We start from the raw sequence: 15,993 nt of genomic DNA on the forward strand, positions 1-15,993 counted from the left end.
CCGTCGGCATGCCCGCCTCTTGCTCCTTGATCATCCCGATAATCTGCGCCTCGGTAAAACGGCTCTTTCGCATTCGTCTGCTCCTTCAAGGTTGGGCAGACTCTACATCATGATGAGGGATTTCGCGGGGGGCAGGTCAAATACACTGCATGTAAATGAGTCGTTCCCATGAATGATATCAAACTATTCCGGCAAGACGCTCAGCGGGCTCACGCCCTACGAATACATCTGCAAGACATGGACATCAGAACCAGACAGATTCATCCTTAACCCGATCCACCAAATGCCGGGACTAAATATCTAGAGCTTTCGTCATCGGTAAAACGTTTGCGGCGTCACGCCGATCTGACGCACAGCCTCGGCAATCGTCGACTCTTGTTCTGGCAGAACCTCAACCTGCCAAAGTTTCGATACAATCCCCTCGGGCTTCTCTCTTTCCCAGCAATCGCTGATCCTCCAATTCGCCGGACAATCTATCCCAGTTGGTGGACCACTGCAGGGGGAAGATCAGAGTGAAAGCAATCAGCAGGGCCCGGCACGTCGCGCGGTGCCGGGTGTTACAATACTTGCTAGATGGCTCCGGTTGCTTACCCGGTCAACAGCAGCTGAACGGATAGGTGCGGCCGGTATCCTGGTAGGATGTGATGGCGATGCCTTGCAGTTCGACCGGCGGGGCAGGCGGGATGCAAAGCGTTAGCTTCATGTGCGGCAACGCCGCCCACGGGTCACGCTCTTCATCTGGCGAATTTGTCGCCTGCTTCGGGTCGAACCTGGCGTCCTCCGGTGCGTCTTCGATGGTCAGATCCAGATCATCCATCAGGTGATAGCCGAATTTTTCGCGGATGGCGGTTCGCGGATCTGCCTTGAGCTGCGCGTGAAATCCCGGGTCTTCCCAGGCAAGTGCGATGGCGCGCGGCCAGATCACCTGCCAGTGCATCGTCGATTCCAGCGCACCGGGTTTTGAATCGTGCCCAAGTGCGTTGTCGGAGTCTTTCAGAAACCATGTCATTTCGTTTCACCTTCCCAGTTGTTGATCCTACGAGCTATGTTGCAGTGCCGATCCGACGTGCCGGCGCCTGGCTTGCCTTCGTCGCAAACGTTTCGAGTTTGGCAAGCGCAAAGGCGGGGAGTTCGATTCTTTCGTTGTCGATCAGGCCTTTCAGATGCGCCAGAGCGCCTGAAGTGTCCGCTTCGGTTTCAAGGCAGAGCAGGTCGACTGTCGCCAGCGCATCGAGCATCCGGGCACCCGATTGCCGTGCATGCCGGCTTGCCTCCAGCAGGTGCGCGCGGGCCTTTTCAGGATCGGCTTCTATGCGGGCCTGAAGGCGCAGAAGTTGCGGCAGCCAATAGGCCTCGCCCGTGTTGCGGGCCTGATGGAGCGCCACGTCGAGGATGTGCTGCGCCGTCTCAAGATTGCCGGCATCGATCGCGTTCTCGACGCCGAGGCTGCGATAATAGGTCATCCCGAGCTGCGCGCCGATCATGTTGTGGATTTCGTAGATTTCCTGCGAGGCCGCGACATCGCCTCTGGCCCAGTTGGAAATCATCGCGATATACGAGGTTGGCGTGCTGACGCCCATCCGGTTGCAGTATTCCAGCGCCTCGGCTGCCTCTTCGGCGACCTCTTCGCGCAAACCGTTCTGTTGCTTGAGCATGATCCGATAGAGCAGCGACATGCCAATCGTATTGGTATGATTGAGTTCCCTGGCATGCGATACGGCCTGGTCCACCGCGACATCCGCTTCGGTCCTGCGTCCTGTCATCCAGAGAACCTGCGACAGCGTCGCCCGGCTGTAGCTGAGCGAATCCATTCCATACATCGCACCATGCATGGAGTGGAGGGCGGCATCGTAGAGTTCGATGCACCGCAGCAGGTCCGTTTCGGCAGCCTGGAGATTGCCCTCGATCCAGCTGCACTGGCTCAGGGGAGGAAGGCCGGCGACCAGCTGGCTGCCGTCACCTATCTGTTCGGCGAGCGTGACAAAGCGTTCAGCGACATCGCGGGCCTGCTTGCGTTCGGATCGCACGTGGTGAAACAGATTCAGACCCCAAAGATTGGGGAAGGCTTCCGGCTGGTCGCCATGCTGTTCGAGCAACGCCAGCGCCCGGCTCGTGCTTTCTTCTATGTCCGGCGCTGAATACCCCTGCGACTGCATCAGGGCAGGGGTCAGAATACCCTGTATCTTGAGTTCCAGGCGGCATCGGTCCGGATCGTCGGGAAGCTGCGCCACCCAGTCCAGGCATTTGCGGGCATGCGCGACCGCGTCGGAATTGGCGGAGCGGACCAGCGCACCCATACCCGCGGCCAGGCCGAATTCGATGGCGCGCTCATGTTCCCCCGCCTGACCCAGGTGGTGCGCCATGATCTCGGGCTGGCTGGCGATTTCGTCCGGTCGTGTCGCCTCGTAAGCCTGCGCGATCAGCCCGTGAAGTTCGCGCCGCCGACTGCGCAACAGGCTGTCATAGGCAGCTTCCTGGATCAGCGCGTGTTTGAATATCCAGGTTTTCTCGGATTTGTCTTCGACCGGGAAAACCAGTTCCGCCTGCTCGAGCACTGAAATTCCGGCAACCACGATATTGGGGGGTTGGCCGCAGACATGCGATAGCAGGTCAAGGCTGAATTCGCGGCCGACAACCGCGCCGATCTGCGCCAATTCCTTGGCGGTGGCCACCCGGTCAAGGCGAGCCATCAGCGAATCTTGCAAAGTGGTGGGTATCTCGGATTCAATCGAATTGCGTTTCACTTGTAAAACCCCATTTTCCTCGCTGATGGCTTCGGATTCCATCAGACTCTTGGTCAACTCTTCAAGAAATAGTGGATTGCCTTCGGCCTGTGACAGGATATGCGCGGCCAATTCCTTGGAAAGGGATTTGCCACCAGTCAGGCTTTGAGTAAGTTCTATTGCCGCTTCTCCGCTGATCCCGCTCAGGTGCAGCGTCTTGACGCCAGGGGCCTTGGCGATGGTCAAACCATCGGAGGTACGGGTTGTCGCCACGTGAAATATCGGGGCGTTCCGGAGTCCGGCGAGCAAGGGTTCAAGTATCTCGAGCGTGCTGCTGTCGGCCCAGTGCAGGTCTTCAAACAGGATAAGCAGGGGCGTGGCCGCCGCCCGACCCGCGAGCAATCGGGCAAGTCCGCGCGCGAGGCCAGCGCGCTGGATCTGTGGCGATTCCGTGGGGGGCTGGTATATCCCCTCGGCGGGGATCCCCAGTGTCGATGCAAATACCTCCGTTTCGGAGACCATGTTGTGGCGTTCAAGATAGTCTTTCAACGTCGCGAAACGTGTCTTCGCATCATCGCTCCGGGACCAGCCGAACAGGCTCTCCGCCAGCCTCTTGAACGGGCGCAGGGCGGAATTGGCGAATTGCGGATGGCAGGCCAGTTCGATCACCTCATGCGGGGTCTCGGAAATCCGCTCGACCAGTTCGGCAATCAGCCGCGACTTGCCGATACCTGCTTCTGCAACCAGCAGGCCGGATTCCAGGTGCCCTGCGCAACAGGCATTCCATTGCGTGACCAGTGCCTCCAGTTCCTTTTCGCGCCCGAGCAGGGGGGACAGGCTGCGCCCTTCCCGCGTGGCGCGAAAGCGGCTGGCGACTTCGTGTTCGGCATTGACGGCAAAGCACTCGATGGGTTCGTCAAAACCCTTGAGATCGTGATTGCCGATGGACGAGCATGCAAACAGCCCCTTGAGCAATTGATAGGTGCTGTTGGAAATCACCATCTGATCCGGATTTGCGAGCGATTGCAGGCGGCCCGCGAGGTTCGGAGTTTCTCCGACCACCTGCCGTTCCTGCGAGTCGCCGCTGCCGATCAGGTCGCCGACGATGACCATGCCCGTCGCCGCCGCGACGCGACAGGAAAGCTGCACATCCGGCAGAGGAGTCAGGCGATTGACCTCTCGGATCAATTCCAGTCCGCAACGGGCCGCGTGTTCCGCCGAATGCTCGGCGGCACTGGGATAACCGAAATAGGCGAGAATCCCGTCACCCATGTATTTGGCAATCGTTCCGTTATGCTTTTGAATGATGGCCGCGCAGCAGGTCTGATAGGCCCCGACCACCGTGCGCAGGTCTTCGACATCATGCGAAGCCGAGAGCGCCGTAGAACCCACCAGATCCACGAACATGACCGTCAACTGGCGTCGTTCGGGCCCTGCGACCGGTATTATTTCGGGCTTCGCCACATCCGCTGCGCGTGCCGCCTTGAGAAACCGCTTGCGTTCTCCGAGGTTCAGCCGCAGTTCGCCAAGGTCTTCCGCCGTCAGGTCGGCGATGACATCCATGTCGATTCCGTTGGCGACGAAATCATCAAATCGGTGCCCCAACCCGACACCGGCCAGAAAGTCATTTAGTTCCGTAGACATCGTATCCCTGGTCATCCTATCCGCGTCCCGCCCCTTTTCGAGCGCAGATCTGTAGTTTAGTGAGAGGTTAGCGGATAAACTATTGCGTGTATACATACAGTGCTATGAATGGTTGAACGAAATACGATCACTCGCCCGGAGTTTGTCTGCCTTTCAAGCGACCTGCGGGTCTTTGCTGCGCCGGGTGGCGGGGCTTTTCTGGTATCGGAAACGGGCAGCCAGCACAGTGCATCGCCGCTTGTCTCTGCGGTTCTTGCCTGTGCGGACGGAACCCGCGAAGCGGCGCAGATCGTCGCCGAATTGCCGAACTTCCCGGCGGCACAGATCTTGTTTGCGCTGAGCAGGCTCCGGGCTCAGGGTATTGTCGAGATCCGCTCCGAGGCCCGGCCATGTGCGTCCGACGCGAACTGGGCCTCGCGGCAGATCGGACCGGTGAATCTGGTGTCGGATAACAGGGCCGCTCTCTCGATCATGTGCGATGTCCTCGCGGCGGGCAGTCTTGTCGACGTGGCGCCGGTCTCGCTCATTCTGTGTTCGGACTATCTCGCCCCGATCGTGACGCAGGCCGTCGAGCGTGGGAGACCGTGCTTGCCGGTCAAACTGGTCGGGCCACGCAGCTATTTCGGACCGCATTTCGATGACGGTCCCTGTCTGCCCTGCCTGCGCCGCCGCCTGCGGCTGAACCGGCCGATCGAGACCTGGGCGGCCAGCCAGTCACTGGTGGAAATCGCGCGTCCTGTTGCAGAACACCTGCCGCCGTCACCAATGGCGATGGAAACCGCCAGGGCCGTATACGCCTATTTGCGCGATCCTGAACCTGCCTTGCAGCATGTCGTGGAGCTTGGCACAGAGGGACGCCACGATCATGAAACGGTTTGCATCTGCGCGTGCAGCGCATCAGATTCGATGGATCTGCGCGATGAAACCCCGGTGCGCCGGAGCCTTGGCGGATACAGGGGCCGCAGTGCCGAAGATGTCGTGCGGTCGCTGCGTCCGCTGGTGAGCGACCTCACCGGGCTTGTCAGCAGCGCCGGCCCACTGGACACGCGCGCGGCGGCAGGCACGGGCGACACCACCCGGCATGTCTGGGCGGCGTCCTATCCGATTGTTCCACGGTCCTCATCGCCCGACGCCGATGCCTTCCACGGCGTGGCTCTGGGCAAGGGTCTGACCGGGGCGCAGGCCGAGGCCAGCGTGTTGTGCGAAGCTGTGGAACGCATGTCGGCGCAATTTCCCGACGGGTATCCGACTCGCCGAGCCACGCTGGACACGATTGGCGCGGACGCCGTTCATCCCAATTCGCTCTGGCAGTTCAGTGCGGCGCAGTTCCGTGACCGGGACAAATGGAATGCGCTCAGCGGCGATGACCGGCGTCACGTACCTGTGCCGCTGGCGCCGGATCGCGAACTCGACTGGGTGCAGGTGTGGTCGGTGACCGAGGATCGCGCGAAATGGATGCCGCGCGAGTTGTGTTTCGCCAACGCGCCAGAGCCGCGTTATGGCCGGTTCGATCCAAATGGCTGTGCAGCCGGATCAACACGTGTCGAGGCGGCGCTACAGGCGTTTCTGGAGCTTGTCGAACGCGACAGTATCGCAATCTGGTGGTATAACCGCATACCGCGTCCGGGACTGGATCCACTGTCGGTTGCGGACGCGCGGGTCAGAACTCTGGCGCAAGGTTTCCTCGATCAGGGGTGGGATTGCTGGCTGCTCGATGTCACGGCAGACCTGCATATACCCTGTCTGGCGGCGGTCGCCCGGGCCCGAAGCGATGGGCGCTGGTGCATCGGTTTCGGCTGTCATTTTGAAAGCGCAATCGCAATCGAACGTGCGATGACCGAACTTGTGCAATTGTTCCGCGCGAATGGCCGGGACGGTCCACCGCCCTGGGATACCGGTGCAGCAGGGGACGACGCGTTCCTCTTTCCGCGTGGCGAGGCGGTATTGAAGGACGCCCCGGTGGGAGATCTGGCGACATTGGGCGCGCTGTTTGACTGGTCTGTCAAAAGGCTGGCGGAACATGGGATCGAAACCCTCATCCTCGACCAGACCCGCCCGGAGACCGGATTGCCGGTGGTCAAGATCTTTGCGCCGGGGCTGCGTCATTTCTGGCCCCGCTTCGGACCGGGTCGCCTTTATGATGTGCCGGTGCAAATGGGCTGGCGCGCGCGCGCTCTGAGCGAGGATGACCTGAACCCGGCACATCTTTTCCTGTAGGTGCCGGGATCAACCCGATTGCAGTACAAGTGTTTTTCTGTTTCCTTGCCAATAGTTTGACAACAAAGAGGGGCAGCTGTCGTGCGCAACGGGTTCTGGATATTCGACGCGGATCGTCATGTGCACGAACCGCTGGATCTGTGGCAGGAATACCTGCCCTCGGGCATGTCCGATTACGTTCCGACATTGGCCTATCTCGACCGTGGCGAACCGCTGTCCGAACGGATGACCGTGGCCCGACCTGCGGGACCTCTGCACCTGCCTCCCGATCTCCTGGTGGCGGGGGAACCGGTCATGGACATATCCAGGAGCGCCAAGATCGAAATCGCTGCCGCCGCGGTCGATCGTCCCGAAGATCTGGCGCTTGGTGCCACCGCACCGGGGCATCTGGGCGCAATGGACAAGGATGGCATCGACGCGGCGCTCCTGCTGCCCTCCTATGCCGGGTATCTTGTGGCGATGCCGCATCGCGAACCCCGTGTCGCAGCGGCGTTCGCCGATGCGTATAACCGCTGGCTTGCCGATCTGTGCTCTGCCGATCCCGACCGTTTGCGCGGGGCGGCGTTGATTGCGCGCTACCAACCCGAGGCGATGATCGAGCAGGCCCGGTTTGCGCTCGCGCAGGGGTGGAACACCGTGGTCGTTCGGCCGAACCCGATCGCCGGCCGCTTGCTGGGCGATCCGGCGGACGCCCCGTTCTGGACGTTCTGCGCCGAGAACGGCTTGCGGGTTGCGGTCCACGAAGCTGCGCATGCACGTACGACCACGGCGGGCGCCGACCGGTTTTCGTCGCGTTTTTCGCAACACGCGTGTTCGCATCCGATGGAGCAGATGATGGCGTTTCTGTCGCTGCTCGAGAGCGGAACATTCGAACGCAACAAGGACCTTCGCGTCGCGTTTCTCGAGGCCGGTGCGGGTTGGATGGTGCATTGGCTCTGGCGGTTGGACGAGCTTGAATATGCCCATCTCGCCGGCGAGGTCGCCGCGACCATCCGCAGGAAACCCTCCGAGTATTTCAAGGCGCAATGCACCATCGGTTTCGAACCCGACGAGCCATTTCTGAACGAAACGATTGCCTATCTTGGCGAAGACCATCTGATGTTCGGCAGTGACTTCCCGCATCTTGACCATGGCGATGACATTGTCGCCGAGGCGCTCGCGCTCGACTTGCCCGAGGCCCGGTTGCGCGGGGCAATGGGTGAAAACGCCCGCAGGTTTTTCGGGATCGGCTGACGCGCGGGGCTTGTCGGGATCGGCGGTGCATGTCGGTCGCGTCAGATATCCTTGCGCGCCGACATCGCGGCCATGATCGTGCCGTCGTCGAGATAATCGAGCTCTCCGCCGATCGGAACGCCCTGCGCCAGCGAGGTGAGGCGGACCTGTCCATCCAGCTGATCGGCGATGTAATGCGCCGTGGTCTGCCCGTCGATCGTCGCATTCAGCGCCAGGATCACCTCTGTGATGCCCTCGCTTGTCACCCTGTCGATCAGACGCGGGATACGCAATTGTTCCGGTCCGATTGCGTCAAGTGCCGAGAGCGTGCCGCCGAGGACGTGATAGCGCCCCCTGAACACCCCCGAGCGTTCCATTGCCCAGAGATCGGCGACATCCTCGACCACGCATAATTCGCCGGTGGCGCGTTTTTCGGCGGTGCATATGTCGCAGATATCGGTGGTGCCCACGTTACCGCAGTTAAGACATTCCCGCGCCGTTTCCGCGACAATCTGCAAGCTGTCCGCCAATGGCGTGAGCAGCAGCGCACGTTTGCGGATCAGGTGCAGAACCGCGCGCCGCGCCGATCTCGGGCCAAGACCGGGCAGTTTCGCCATAAGCTCGATCAGATTGTCGATATCTCGGGTGCTTGACATTGCAGGGTATCCGGAGCCGGGCTGGCGGGGCGCGACGGGCTCGTACGTCCCGGCGTCGGCGTCCGCCGGGCGCGCGATCAGAAGGGCAGCTTCATGTCCTTGGGCAGACCCATGCCTTCGGTCAGTTTGGCCATTTCTTCCTGCGCCTTGTCGCTGGCCTTCTGCTGGGCGTCCTTGATCGCGGCAAGGATAAGGTCCTCGACGACTTCCTTGTCATCGCTGTTGAAAATTGACGGGTCGATGTCGAGCGATTTCAACTCGCCCTTGCAGGAGCAGACCGCCTTGACCAGACCGGCACCGGATTCGCCCGTGACGGTCTGGCTGTGCATGTCTTCCTGCAACTGGGTCATCTTGGTCTGCATTTCCTGCGCGGCCTTCATCATCTTGGCCATGTCGCCAAGCCCGCCGAGTCCCTTGAGCATGTGATTTCTCCTGAATTGCTTGCTGCACAGATACGCGTCCCGGTGCCTGCTCACAAGGGGCGGAACGGATCCGGGCGGGATCAGGGAGCGGTGCGCGCTACCCGTCCTCGAACGGATCCCATTCGTCCTCGACTTCGGGCAGGGCCTCGGCGCTGGCGGCGGCCGCGATCTGTTCCGGGGTACGGATATCGGTAATCCGGGCGTTTGGGAAACGGGTGATCACCGCCTGCACCAGCGGATGTGCCTCGGCCTCTTCGCGCAATGCGTTTTCCGCTTGATCCCGTATGTCGGCGATCGTCGGTGCACCGCCCTTGGCGCTCACGCTGATCGCCCAGCGATTTCCGGTCCAGCCCTGCAACCGCGTCCCGAGCCGCTGTGCGAGATCCGGCGGTGCGCCATCGGCGGGCGAGAATTCGATCCGCCCGGGTTGATAGCTGATCAGCCTGAGACCGGATTCGACCTCGACCAGCAGCTTCACATCCCTGTTCGCGCGGATCAGTTCGACGACGTGCTCGAAGGTCGGAAACCGCGCCAGTGCGCTCTCGGGGGCCACTGCGGGTGCTGTCCGGGTGTTGCCGGTGCCGCCCACCCGGGCCGAGGCGACAGCCGAGGCCCCCCCGCCCGCCGCAGGCGAACTTGCGCCCTGCGCAAGGCCCCCGTTTCCACCGGGAGAAGATGGCGGGCTGTTCTGGAGCTTGCGTATCAATTCCTCCGGGCTTGGCAGGTCTGCCACATGGGTCAGCCGGATGATCGCCATCTCCGCCGCCATCATGGCGTTGGGCGCCGCCGCAACTTCCTCCAGTGCCTTGAGCAGCATCTGCCACATCCGGGACAGAACCCGCAGCGACAGGGTGTTGGCCATCGCGCTGCCGCGCGCGCGTTCATCCGGCGCCACCGTCGGGTCCTCTGCCGCGTCCGGCGTGATCTTGACCACCGACACCCAATGGGCGATTTCCGCCAGATCACGCAGAACCGCCATCGGGTCCGCACCTTCGGCATATTGCGTGCCCAGCTCGTTCAGCGCACCCGCCGCATCGCCTTTCAGGATCATGTCCATCAGGTCGAGAACCCGGCCACGATCCGCCAGCCCCAGCATCGCGCGCACCTGTTCGGCGGTGGTCTCGCCCGCGCCATGGCTGATTGCCTGGTCAAGCAGGGATGTCGCGTCGCGCGCCGATCCTTCTGCGGCGCGGGTGATCAGGGCGAGGGCATCGTCGGCGATCGCCGCACCTTCGCTGGCCGCGATCCGTTGCAGCAGGGCAATCATGTCCTCCGGTTCGATCCGGCGCAGGTCGAAGCGCTGGCAACGGCTCAGCACGGTAACCGGCACCTTGCGGATCTCGGTCGTGGCAAAGATGAATTTCACATGCGCCGGCGGTTCCTCGAGCGTCTTCAGCAGCGCATTGAAGGCGCTGGTCGAGAGCATGTGCACCTCGTCGATGATGTAGATCTTGTAGCGTGCCGACGCTGCCCGGTAGCGCACGCTATCGATGATCTCGCGGATGTCGTTGACGCCGGTACGGCTGGCAGCGTCCATTTCCATCACGTCGACATGACGCCCTTCCATGATCGCGGTGCAATGTTCGCATGTGCCGCAGGGTTCGGTGGTCGGTCCGCCATTGCCGTCGGGTCCGATACAGTTCATTCCCTTGGCGATGATGCGCGCGGTCGTGGTTTTGCCGGTGCCGCGAATACCGGTCATGACAAAGGCCTGCGCGATGCGGTCGGTGGCAAAGGCATTCTTGAGCGTGCGCACCATCGCATCCTGCCCGACAAGGTCGGCAAAGGTCTCGGGCCGGTATTTGCGCGCCAGAACCTGGTAGGCAGGGGCGTCTGTGTCGGTCATGGGCAGTCCTATCGGATTCGGAGTCCGCCAGAGCGTAGTCGGCAGCGGTGACGAGGTCCATGCCAGACAGGCGATCCCGTCGGTGGCGCCTTGGAGCGACCGGCGGCAGCGCAAAGCGCTCGGAATACCGCGTGGTCAGCGCGGCAAGATGTTGTTTTTCTGTGACGAGCCCGATGATAATGTTACATGGCCGGGTGGTTAGCGAGGAGTGCAGGATGCGTTTGCGTGGTGTCAGGAGCAGCAGAAACGTCGAGGATCGACGCCACAGTGGCCGGGGACGCGGCAGGACAGTTGGCCGCATAAGCGGTGTCGGTTTGTTGCTGGTGCTGGCCGTCGGCTATTTTGCGGGGATCGATGTGACGCCTCTTCTGACCCAGCAACCGGCCAGCAATCAGCCCTATGTCGCCAGACCTGGGGAAGAACAGGAAGCCGAGTTTGCCGCGCGCGTGCTTGCGACCACCGAAGAGGTCTGGACCGCGATCTTTCGCGACGAATTCGGCGCGACCTATAACCCTCCGGTCATGGTGCTGTTCTCCGGGGTCACGCAAAGCCCCTGTGGCGGTGCATCCGGTGCGACCGGACCGTTCTATTGTCCGGCTGACCAGAAGGCCTATCTCGACCTCGCGTTTTTTTCCACTATGTCGCAGCAACTGGGCGCGCGCGGGGATTTCGCCGCAGCCTACGTGATTGCACATGAGGTCGCGCATCACGTGCAGAACCAGGTCGGCATTCTCGGCAAGGTCAACGCGGCACGCCAGCAAGCTTCGGAGGTCGAGGCCAACGCCTTGACGGTGCGCCTCGAATTGCAGGCGGACTGCCTGTCCGGTGTCTGGGCCGCCGCTGTGGGCGCGCTGATGGAACCGGGCGATCTGCAAGAGGCGCTGAACGCGGCGAACATGATCGGGGATGACCGCCTGCAACGTCAGGCCGGACAGGTACCGCGGCCCCACACCTTTACGCATGGCACCTCGGCGCAGCGCGAACGCTGGTTCCGGCGCGGCTATGACGATCGCAACATCGCGGCCTGCGACACGTTCGGTACTGACCGGCTTTGAACACTCGTCAAGATCGGGCCGCTCGTCTAGACAGGCATCATGTCACAGATTGAATCGCTTTTTGTCACCCGACTCTATCGCGCAGCCCTGAATGAATTCGGGGACATCCCGCCCGATGAGCTTGAAACCTCTTGCCTGTCGATTGCAGAAGACGATGAGGCCGGGCAGGATTGGTGCGAGCAGAACGGCTATCCGGGCTATACGTCCTATGCCTCGCTCACCGACCTGCCGTGGCGCTTTCCGATCTTTGGTGACCTCGTGGCGGCGCTGGACCGGCATGTGGCGGCGTTTGCAAAGGATCTGGAATTTGATCTGGATGGGCGGGATCTCAAACTTGAAGACATCTGGATCAATATCCTGCCCGAGGGCGGCATGCATGCCAGCCATATCCACCCGCATTCGGTGATCAGCGGCACCACCTACGTGTCGATGCCCGAGGGTGCCAGCGCGCTCAAACTCGAGGATCCCCGCTCGGCCCGCATGATGGCCGCGCCAACGCGGATCAGGGACGGGCGACGCGAATTGCAGCCGTTTATCTACGTGACGCCCAAGGTCGGCGACGTGTTGCTATGGGAAAGCTGGCTGCGCCACGAAGTGCCGATGAACATGTCCGAGGATGAACGGATCAGCGTGAGTTTCAACTACGGTTGGGTCTGACCGCCGGTCCGACGCTCGTCCTGCTGTTTCAGCATCGTTTCGATCTGGGCCAGACGTTCGAGCACCTCGTCGCGGTAGGTTCCGGTTTCGGCATCCGCTTCGGCCTGATGGGCGTCCTGCATCGAGTTGACGATCAGACCCACCACGAGGTTCACAACCACGAAAGTCGTCGTCAGGATGAAGGGAATGAAAAACGCCCAGGCATAGGGATAGACCTCCATCACCGGACGAACGATTCCCATCGACCAGCTTTCCAGAGTCATGACCTGGAACAGCGAATAGGCCGACAGGCCGATGGTGCCGAACCAGTCCGGAAACGCCGCACCGAACAGTTTGGTCGCCATGACCGCGCCGATGTAAAAGATCAGTCCCGTCAACAGGAACACCGAGCCCATGCCGGGCAGCGCGATGATCAGACCCTCGACCACGCGCCGCAGGTTGGGCGCGACCGAGAGCACGCGGAACAGCCGCAATATGCGCAGGGCGCGGAGTACCGACAGCCCCTGCGCATCGGGGATCAGAGAAATCCCGACGATGACAAAATCGAAGATGTTCCAGCCATCCCGGAAGAACCGCAGTTTCTGGACATAGATCTTGGCTGTCAGTTCGACGACGAAAATCGCGAGGCAGAGACCGTCCAGGAACAGTATGACCGGACCGGCGACGCCCATCACCTTCTGCGATGTTTCGAGTCCCAGCAGAACGGCATTAAAGAGGATCACGCCAAGGATGAAATTGCGAAAGCGCCGATCCGCGAGGATGGTTGCTATTCGGCCTTGCGCGACCGGATTGGACGTTGTGTCTGTCATGGCGGCACATATGGGTTGGTTCCTGCGCAGTGACAAGAAGGTTCCACGCACTTGCACACCGATGACGCGGAAAAGCGCAAACACGACTGCGTATGAAGATGCGTGACGGGACAATGTCTTCGTCGAAAGGCTCTGGCGGACGATCAAATAAGAGGAGAGGTCTATCTGCGTGCCTGTGGCAACGTGTCGGCGGTCCGGACAGGCTTGGGTCGGTTTCTGGCGTACCAAACGGAAGGAGACTGCATTCATCGCTGGGCGGACAGACCCCGATCAGGCATATCTCAACCCTTCGTCACCAAACCCTGTGGCGGTATAACCTGGCGGGAAATCCACTTGCGAAACCGCCCGAAATTGCTCGGACCGACCGAGCCGTTCCAAAGGTGATGATGTTCTCAAACCGCTGTCTGGACCGGCTGTTTCAGCGGGCTGCTTGGTTCATCTTTGTCAAAATACTCAAAAACAACTTGTTTGCGACGCGAAGGTCAGCTGTTTTCGCGCAGGATGGTTCCCGCGAGATACAGCGAACCGCAAATCAGGACACGGGCACGCGGGGTGTGGGCCGTGATCGAGCGCAGTGCCTCTGCCACCGTGGCGGCCGTCGTTGCCGGCAGACCGACCGCCTGTGCGGCTTTTGCAGTCTCGTCCGCTGTGAGGGTATTCGCTTCGCCGGGAATCGACACCGCTGTCAGGCTTTGCGCATGCTCTGAAAGCGGGCGCAGGTATCCTTTGACATCCTTGGTGTTCAGCATTCCGCAGATCAGATGTGTCGGGCGTTGCGGCAGGGCGGCGAGGACGTCCGCCAGCGCATGCCCGGCGGCGGCGTTGTGACCGCCATCAAGGTAAAGTTCGGCGTCGGGCGCGGCCTGGGAGAGGGGGCCGCTCCGCAGCCGCTGCATTCGTGCGGGCCATTCCGCCCGGGTGACGGCCGCCTCACAGGTCCCTTCCCCTGCATCGAGATGCCGAAGTGCGGCGAGGGCCGTACCGGCGTTCACGATCTGGTGCGGCCCCATGAGGTTGGGCAGCGGCAGGTCACGCAGGCCGGTCTCGTCCTGATAAACCAGCCGTCCGCGTTCCTGCGTAATATGCCAGTGCTGTCCGTGCACCAGAAGGGGCGCGCCGAGCCGTGCGGCGGTTGCCTCGATCACCTCCAGAGCGGCGTCTTCTTGCGGAGCCACCACGCAGGGTACGCCGCGCTTGATGATTCCTGCCTTTTCGCCGGCGATCTGTTCGAGCGTATCGCCAAGAAATTGTTCGTGGTCGATCGAAATCGGGGTGATGACCGAGAGCCGGGGGGATGACACGACATTGGTCGCGTCCAGACGCCCGCCCAATCCGACTTCCAGCAGGGTGAAATCGGCGGGCGTGCGGGCAAAGGCGAGCAGGGCCGCGCAGGTGGTGATTTCGAAATAGGTGATTTCCGCATCGCCATTGGCGGCGTAGCACTCGTCAAGAACGGCGGTCAGTTCCTCTTCCCGGATTAGCTCGCCGGCAAGACGGATACGTTCGTGAAACCGCGCCAGATGGGGGCTGGTATAGGCATGTGCCGTGTGTCCGGCACCTTGCAGTCCGGCCCGGATCATGGCGAGGGTCGAGCCTTTGCCGTTGGTTCCCGCGATGTGGATCACCGGGGGCAGGCGGCGCTCCGGATGCCCCAGCGCGGCGAGCAGACGCCACATCCGGTCCAGGGTGAGATCGATGATTTTCGGGTGCAGGGACATCATCCGTTCCAGAATGATGTCGGATGTGGCCACGGTCATTTTTCCCTGGGCGTTTCAGCGGGTGCCGGGGATTCGGCCACGGTTTTCTCGGGCTCGGGAGCGGTTGGTTCGGGAGGCGGCAGATCGCCGCGAACCGCGGGGGGCAGGCCAAGCAGCATCCGGGTCAGTACGATCAGTTCGTCTCGCATGTCGGTGCGGGTGACCACCCGGTCCAGCATGCCGTGATCCAGCAGATACTCGGCGCGCTGGAACCCGTCGGGTAGCCGTTCGCCCAAGGTCTGTTCGATCACGCGGGGGCCGGCAAAGCAGATCAGCGCGTTGGGTTCGGCGATATGGACATCGCCCAGCATGGCATAGGACGCGGTGACGCCGCCCGTGGTCGGATGGGTCAGGACGACGATATAGGGCAGGCCGGCCTCTTTCAGCATTTGTACAGCGACCGTGGTGCGCGGCATTTGCATCAGGCTGAGGATACCTTCCTGCATGCGGGCACCGCCGGCGGCGGAAAACAGGATGAGCGGGCGCTTGAGTTTGACGGCCTCTTGCGCAGCGGCAATGATCGCGTTGCCCACATACATACCCATCGATCCGCCCATGAAGCTGAAATCCTGCGCCACGGCAACAATGGGTGTCCGGCCGATCTCGCCGGTTACGGCCAGCATCGCTTCGGCTTCGCCGGTGTCCTTCTGGGCGGCCTTCAGGCGGTCGGGATATTTTTTCTGGTCACGAAAATGCAACGGATCGGCGATCGGGGTGGGCACTTCGATCTCTGCAAAGACGCCGCCGTCGAACAGTGCCTTGAACCGCTCGCGCGGGCTGATGGCCATGTGATGGCCGCAGTTGGTGCAGACGTTCAGATGGTCGCGCAGTTCGCGGTGAAACAGCATGGTGCCGCACTCGTCGCATTTCTGCCACAGGTTTTCGGGGGTCTCGCGGCGCGAAAAGATCGAGTTGATCCTTGGACGGACGTAGTTGGTAATCCAGTTCATTGCGTTGCCCCTGTTGGCCGGTGTGGCGCCCAGATAAGCGCCCTT

At 61.8% G+C, this 15,993-nt stretch carries 12 protein-coding genes and 1 pseudogene; 5 read left to right on the forward strand and 8 right to left on the reverse strand.

From position 1 onward, the window contains the following. Positions 1-193 precede the first annotated feature (193 nt). Positions 194-304: pseudogene (locus AB9K34_RS15310) on the forward strand (IS481 family transposase); the annotation flags it as partial. 291 nt (positions 305-595) lie between these two features. On the opposite strand, the gene AB9K34_RS15315 reads toward AB9K34_RS15310, so the two are convergent. After that, entirely contained in the window at positions 596-1,009 is a 414-nt protein-coding gene (locus tag AB9K34_RS15315) for a BMA_0021/BMA_0022 family TOMM bacteriocin (protein WP_369955297.1), read from the reverse strand. 34 nt (positions 1,010-1,043) lie between these two features. After that, on the reverse strand, positions 1,044-4,367 hold the full coding sequence (locus AB9K34_RS15320) for an adenylate/guanylate cyclase domain-containing protein (protein ID WP_369955298.1): 3,324 nt from the start codon (positions 4,365-4,367) through the stop codon (positions 1,044-1,046). Positions 4,368-4,475: 108 nt separating this feature from the next. Between AB9K34_RS15320 and AB9K34_RS15325 the strand changes: the two genes are divergently transcribed. Together AB9K34_RS15325 and AB9K34_RS15330 are read left to right on the forward strand one after the other, a co-directional pair. Beyond that, entirely contained in the window at positions 4,476-6,584 is a 2,109-nt protein-coding gene (locus AB9K34_RS15325) for a YcaO-like family protein (protein ID WP_369955299.1), read from the forward strand. Positions 6,585-6,665: 81 nt separating this feature from the next. After that, positions 6,666-7,817, forward strand: coding sequence for an amidohydrolase family protein (locus AB9K34_RS15330; RefSeq protein WP_369955300.1), 1,152 nt, complete (start codon positions 6,666-6,668; stop codon positions 7,815-7,817). 41 nt (positions 7,818-7,858) lie between these two features. Here the strand turns inward: AB9K34_RS15330 and recR are convergent, their stop codons facing one another. The 3 genes from recR to AB9K34_RS15345 form a co-directional block, all read right to left on the reverse strand. Beyond that, positions 7,859-8,452, reverse strand: coding sequence for a recombination mediator RecR (gene recR / locus AB9K34_RS15335; protein ID WP_369955301.1), 594 nt, complete (start codon positions 8,450-8,452; stop codon positions 7,859-7,861). Positions 8,453-8,529: 77 nt separating this feature from the next. After that, positions 8,530-8,874 (reverse strand): YbaB/EbfC family nucleoid-associated protein, encoded by a 345-nt coding sequence (locus AB9K34_RS15340; protein WP_369955302.1) that lies wholly within the window; start codon positions 8,872-8,874, stop codon positions 8,530-8,532. A 97-nt stretch (positions 8,875-8,971) separates the two neighbouring features. After that, complete coding sequence (locus tag AB9K34_RS15345) at positions 8,972-10,720, reverse strand: DNA polymerase III subunit gamma/tau (protein WP_369955303.1); 1,749 nt, start codon at positions 10,718-10,720, stop codon at positions 8,972-8,974. 215 nt (positions 10,721-10,935) lie between these two features. Here AB9K34_RS15345 and AB9K34_RS15350 point away from each other — a divergent pair, with 215 nt between their 5' ends. Next, entirely contained in the window at positions 10,936-11,775 is an 840-nt protein-coding gene (locus AB9K34_RS15350; RefSeq protein WP_369955304.1) for a neutral zinc metallopeptidase, read from the forward strand. Positions 11,776-11,814: 39 nt separating this feature from the next. After that, positions 11,815-12,432, forward strand: a complete 618-nt coding sequence (locus AB9K34_RS15355) for a 2OG-Fe(II) oxygenase family protein (protein WP_369955305.1) — start codon at positions 11,815-11,817, stop codon at positions 12,430-12,432. Here the strand turns inward: AB9K34_RS15355 and AB9K34_RS15360 are convergent. From AB9K34_RS15360 to accD, 3 genes are all read right to left on the reverse strand, one after another. Beyond that, positions 12,417-13,241 (reverse strand): ion transporter, encoded by an 825-nt coding sequence (locus tag AB9K34_RS15360; protein ID WP_369955306.1) that lies wholly within the window; start codon positions 13,239-13,241, stop codon positions 12,417-12,419. The two genes, AB9K34_RS15355 and AB9K34_RS15360, sit on opposite strands and share 16 nt — an antisense overlap. Before the next feature lie 482 nt (positions 13,242-13,723). Next, a complete protein-coding gene (locus tag AB9K34_RS15365) occupies positions 13,724-14,998 on the reverse strand; it encodes a folylpolyglutamate synthase/dihydrofolate synthase family protein (RefSeq protein ID WP_369955307.1) in 1,275 nt (424 codons plus the stop codon). Next, positions 14,995-15,948 (reverse strand): acetyl-CoA carboxylase, carboxyltransferase subunit beta, encoded by a 954-nt coding sequence (gene accD / locus AB9K34_RS15370; RefSeq protein ID WP_369955308.1) that lies wholly within the window; start codon positions 15,946-15,948, stop codon positions 14,995-14,997. Before accD ends, AB9K34_RS15365 begins: the two co-directional genes overlap by 4 nt. Positions 15,949-15,993 lie beyond the last annotated feature (45 nt).

This window comes from Sedimentitalea sp. XS_ASV28, from assembly GCF_041224545.1.
In the GTDB taxonomy this organism is placed as follows: domain Bacteria; phylum Pseudomonadota; class Alphaproteobacteria; order Rhodobacterales; family Rhodobacteraceae; genus Sedimentitalea.

Excerpts from the sequence above, each read along its gene's own strand:
- AB9K34_RS15315 (WP_369955297.1), bottom strand. The coding sequence starts at position 1,009 with ATGACATGGTTTCTGAAAGACTCCGACAACGCACTTGGGCACGATTCA.
- AB9K34_RS15320 (WP_369955298.1), bottom strand. The coding sequence starts at position 4,367 with ATGTCTACGGAACTAAATGACTTTCTGGCCGGTGTCGGGTTGGGGCAC.
- AB9K34_RS15325 (WP_369955299.1), top strand. The coding sequence starts at position 4,476 with ATGGTTGAACGAAATACGATCACTCGCCCGGAGTTTGTCTGCCTTTCA.
- recR (WP_369955301.1), bottom strand. The coding sequence starts at position 8,452 with ATGTCAAGCACCCGAGATATCGACAATCTGATCGAGCTTATGGCGAAA.
- AB9K34_RS15340 (WP_369955302.1), bottom strand. The coding sequence starts at position 8,874 with ATGCTCAAGGGACTCGGCGGGCTTGGCGACATGGCCAAGATGATGAAG.
- AB9K34_RS15345 (WP_369955303.1), bottom strand. The coding sequence starts at position 10,720 with ATGACCGACACAGACGCCCCTGCCTACCAGGTTCTGGCGCGCAAATAC.
- AB9K34_RS15350 (WP_369955304.1), top strand. The coding sequence starts at position 10,936 with ATGCGTTTGCGTGGTGTCAGGAGCAGCAGAAACGTCGAGGATCGACGC.
- AB9K34_RS15355 (WP_369955305.1), top strand. The coding sequence starts at position 11,815 with ATGTCACAGATTGAATCGCTTTTTGTCACCCGACTCTATCGCGCAGCC.
- AB9K34_RS15360 (WP_369955306.1), bottom strand. The coding sequence starts at position 13,241 with ATGACAGACACAACGTCCAATCCGGTCGCGCAAGGCCGAATAGCAACC.
- AB9K34_RS15365 (WP_369955307.1), bottom strand. The coding sequence starts at position 14,998 with ATGACCGTGGCCACATCCGACATCATTCTGGAACGGATGATGTCCCTG.
- accD (WP_369955308.1), bottom strand. The coding sequence starts at position 15,948 with ATGAACTGGATTACCAACTACGTCCGTCCAAGGATCAACTCGATCTTT.